The 3889-nt window shown below is 66.5% G+C and carries 4 protein-coding genes; all 4 read left to right on the forward strand.

Going from position 1 to position 3889, the window contains the following annotated elements:
• Positions 1-2227: TonB-dependent receptor domain-containing protein (locus tag RMO40_RS09300; RefSeq protein ID WP_309719506.1), on the forward strand; the 2227-nt coding region annotated here is incomplete at its 5' end.
• Positions 2228-2269: 42 nt separating this feature from the next.
• Positions 2270-2959, forward strand: coding sequence for a Fe2+-dependent dioxygenase (locus RMO40_RS09305; RefSeq protein WP_309719511.1), 690 nt, complete (start codon positions 2270-2272; stop codon positions 2957-2959).
• A gap of 140 nt (positions 2960-3099) precedes the next feature.
• On the forward strand, positions 3100-3273 hold the full coding sequence (locus RMO40_RS09310; protein ID WP_309719514.1) for a PepSY domain-containing protein: 174 nt from the start codon (positions 3100-3102) through the stop codon (positions 3271-3273).
• Between the two features lie 21 nt (positions 3274-3294).
• Complete coding sequence (locus RMO40_RS09315; RefSeq protein WP_309719517.1) at positions 3295-3822, forward strand: cytochrome b/b6 domain-containing protein; 528 nt, start codon at positions 3295-3297, stop codon at positions 3820-3822.
• The last annotated feature ends 67 nt before the right edge of the window (positions 3823-3889 follow it).

Consider the following 3889-nt stretch of genomic DNA (forward strand, 5'->3'; position numbering starts at 1 on the left):
CGGCCTGGCCTTGCCGCCGGTGACGGCACAGACCAGCGCACCGGCTGCGCCGACTGCCGCTTCGGCGCCCGCGTCGGCGGCGTCAGGCGTGACCACGCTGCCGCAGATCAAGGTGAAAGCCGCAGCAGAAGCGAGCGGCAAACAGAGCTACCAGGCCACCACCACCCGCATCGGCAAGGGCCAACAAGAGCTGCGCGACGTGCCGCAATCGGTGACCGTGGTCACCGAGCGCCTGATCGACGACCGCAATCTCGACACGATGAAAGAGGCGCTGAAAAACACCGCCGGCATTTCGTTCCAGGCGGCTGAAGGTGGCGAAGAAGACATCCGCCTGCGCGGTTTTTCGCTGCAGTCCACCGGCGACATCTTCATCGACGGCATGCGCGACCCGGCCTTCTACGACCGCGACTCCTTCAACTGGGACCGCCTGGAGCTGCTGCGCGGCTCGGCCTCGATGTTGTTCGGCCGCGGCTCCACCGGCGGCGCGGTCAACCAGGTCAGCAAGCGCCCCGAGCTGGTCAATGATAACGAACTCGCAATCACGCTGGGCAACGGCGACTACGCCCGCAGCACCGCCGACTTCAACCTCAGAACCGGCGAAAACGCGGCGCTGCGCATCGCCACCATGCTGACCGTGGCCGACAACTACGGCAACACGATCGACAAGAAGGGCATTGCACCGAGCTACCGCTTTGGCGTCGGCACCGACGACGAATTCCAGGTCGGCACCTACCACCTGGAGAACAACAACGGCGTGCACTACGGCCTGCCCTGGCTCACCCCCGGCGCGCGGGGCGGCGACTACCTCTGGAACACCGACCCGAAAAACTACTACGGCATGGCGAGCGACTATGCGCGCAGCGGCACCACCCAAGGCAACGTCAGCCACGTGCACAAGTTTGGCGACGGCGGCGAGCTGCGCACCGCGCTGCGCCTGGCGAGCTACACCCGCGACCAGCGCGCGAGCGCCATCCGCTTCGTGGCGGCGGCCCAGCAGCCGGGCGGGCAGGCCGTCACATCCGACACCTTCAGCGACGCCACGCTGCTGCAGCGCTCTGGCGGTACCGGTGTCCAGGCCAAGGTGATGAACATGGAGACCAAGTACTTGCAGAGCGACTACAGCGGCAAGTTCAAGTGGGGCGGCCTGGCGCACTCGGTTCAAGCGGGCGCCGACCTGGCGCGTGAAGAGTTCGAGAACCTGGCCGTGTCGGGCCCGACGCTGACCAAGCCGCGCACCACGGTGGGCACACCCGACGATGGCACGTCCGTCGACGAAGGGCAGCGCGCCACCTCGGTCAACCGCACCTTCGACGCCAAGGCCTTGGGCATCTACGTGCAAGACCTGGTGCAGATCGCGCCGATGTGGAAAGTGTTGGCCGGGCTGCGCTGGGATCAGTTCAAGGGCACCTACAACAACATCTCGATCGCGGCCAACCCGGCCAACCCCTGCGCCGTGGCCCCTGCAAACAGCATCAGCCGCACAGATTCGCTGGTCAGCAAACGCCTTGGCGTGTTGTTCCAGCCCACCCCCACACGGTCGTACCACTTCTCGTACGGCACCTCGTTCAACACCTCGGGCGACACGTACCAATATGACCCCGGCACCGGAAACACCGATCCCGAATCGAGCCGCAACATCGAGCTGGGCGCCAAGCTCGACAGCGCCAGCGGCAACTTCAGCAGCCGCTTCGCACTGTTTCAAGCCACCAAGTACAACGAACGCAACCGCGACGCCGAGTCGGTGAATGCCTGCAACTACGTGTTGTCCGGCGAACGCCACGCGGCCGGCATCGAGCTCGACCTGAGCGGGCGTATCACCCCGTTGTGGGAGGTCTACGGGTCCTACGCATTCATCCCGAGCGCCAAGGTCGACAGCTCCAGCGGCGCCGCCGGCACCGAAGTGGCGGGCTCGCGCCCGGGCCTCACACCGCGCCACACCGGCACCCTCTGGACCACCTACAAGGTCACGCCCAAATGGCGTGTGGGCGGTGGGCTGAACGCCCGCAGCAGCGACCGGCCAGTGGGCTTGGCAGCCAGCTCGGCGATCGTGGCACCCAAGTTCATCACCGGTGACCTGATGGCCGAGTACCAGTTCATCGACCAGGTCAGCTTCAAGCTCAACGTGACCAACGTGACCGACGAGCACTACGCCGACATGCTCTACCGCGGCCACTACATCCCGGGCAAGGGGCGCACCGTGCAGCTGACCACCACGATGAAGTTCTGACCCATCGGCAGGCCGACCCGTTCACACAGCACCGCCATCGCCATGCTTCAACACATCCGACAAGTCCTGACCGCCGACGAGCTGTGCCAGGCGCGCGAGATCCTGGCGCGCGCGCCCTGGGGTGATGGGCGTGTCACCGCCGGCGAGCAGTCGGCGTTGGCCAAGAACAACGAGCAGTTGCCGCAAGACGAGCCCGACACCCGCGCGCTGCAAGAGATCGTGCTGCGCGGCCTCAACCGGCACGCCATCTTCTTCTCGGCGGCCTTGCCCAAGCGGGTGTTCCCGCCGCTCTTCAACCGCTACGGCGGCGCGGCCAACGCGTTTGGCGACCATGTCGACAACGCCGTGCGCTTCATCCCCGGAACGCAAGGCGAGCGTGTGCGCACCGATGTGAGCTGCACGCTGTTCCTGGCCGAGCCCGAGGAATACGACGGCGGCGAGCTGGTGATCGCCGACACCTACGGCACCCAGCGCGTCAAGCTGCCGGCCGGCGACATGGTGCTGTACCCCGGCACCAGCGTGCACCGTGTCGAGCCGGTCACGCGTGGCTACCGCTTCGCCAGCTTCTTCTGGATCGAGAGCATGGTGCGCAGCGACGAGCAGCGTCGCCTGCTGTTCGATATGGACCAGCACCTGATGAGCCTGCGCACCCGTTTTGGCGAGGCCGACCCGGCGGTGATCGGTCTCACCGGCACGTACCACAACCTGCTGCGCGGCTGGGCCGACACCTGAGCCGACTTCACCCTGAAAGGACCCCGATGAAAACCACCCTGCCGTTTGCTGCCGCGGTTGCGGGCACCCTGTTCACCAGCGCCGCGTTGGCGCACGGCGACGTGAAGTGCGACACCCCCAAGGCCGAATAGAAAGGCCAGATGGAGCTGCAGGCCATGCTCGTCAACGAAGGCTGGCGCGTGCGCAAGGTCAAGGTCGAGAACGGCTGCTATGAGGTTTACGGCTTCGACGCCAAGGGCGAACGTGTCGAGGTTTTTTTCGACCCCAAGACCTTCGAGCGTGTGCTGCCGGCTGGTGAGTCGGCGAAGAAGTAGCCACGCGATGCAGCCGTCACCATGAAGGTCTGGGACGCCGCCGTGCGTGGCCTGCACTGGGCGCTGGTCGCCGGCATGGCGGCGGCCTGGCTGACCAGCGAACGCTGGACCCGGTGGCACGCGCCGCTGGGCTATGGGGTACTCGCCGTGGTCGGGCTGCGTGTGGTCTGGGGCTGCGTGGGCAGCCCGTATGCGCGCTTTCGCCAGTTCGTGCGTTCGCCGGCCGACACCGCGCGTTACGCCGCGCAGTGGCTGCGTGGCCGAGAGCCACGCTACCTTGGCCACAACCCGCTGGGCGGCTGGATGGCACTCGTGTTGTGGGCCTGCGTGCTGGCCGCGGGCGCCACCGGCTGGCTCTTGAACACCGACCGTTTCTGGGGTGACGAGGGCATGCAAAGCCTGCACGGCGCACTCGCGTGGACGCTGGTCGCGCTGATCGCCGTGCACCTGAGCGGCGTGATTTTCGCGAGTGTTCGCCACCGCGAAAACCTGGTGCGCGCCATGTTCAGCGGCAGCAAACGCGCCGCGCAGGAGAGCGATGTGAGTTGAAGTCGGTGGTGCATCGAGGCATGCGAGTGACGCGCAGTGGAGACAAAAGCGCGCGTCACCGGGCATG

Origin of the sequence: Rhizobacter sp. (assembly GCF_031412075.1) — a bacterium.
In the GTDB taxonomy this organism is placed as follows: domain Bacteria; phylum Pseudomonadota; class Gammaproteobacteria; order Burkholderiales; family Burkholderiaceae_C; genus Rhizobacter.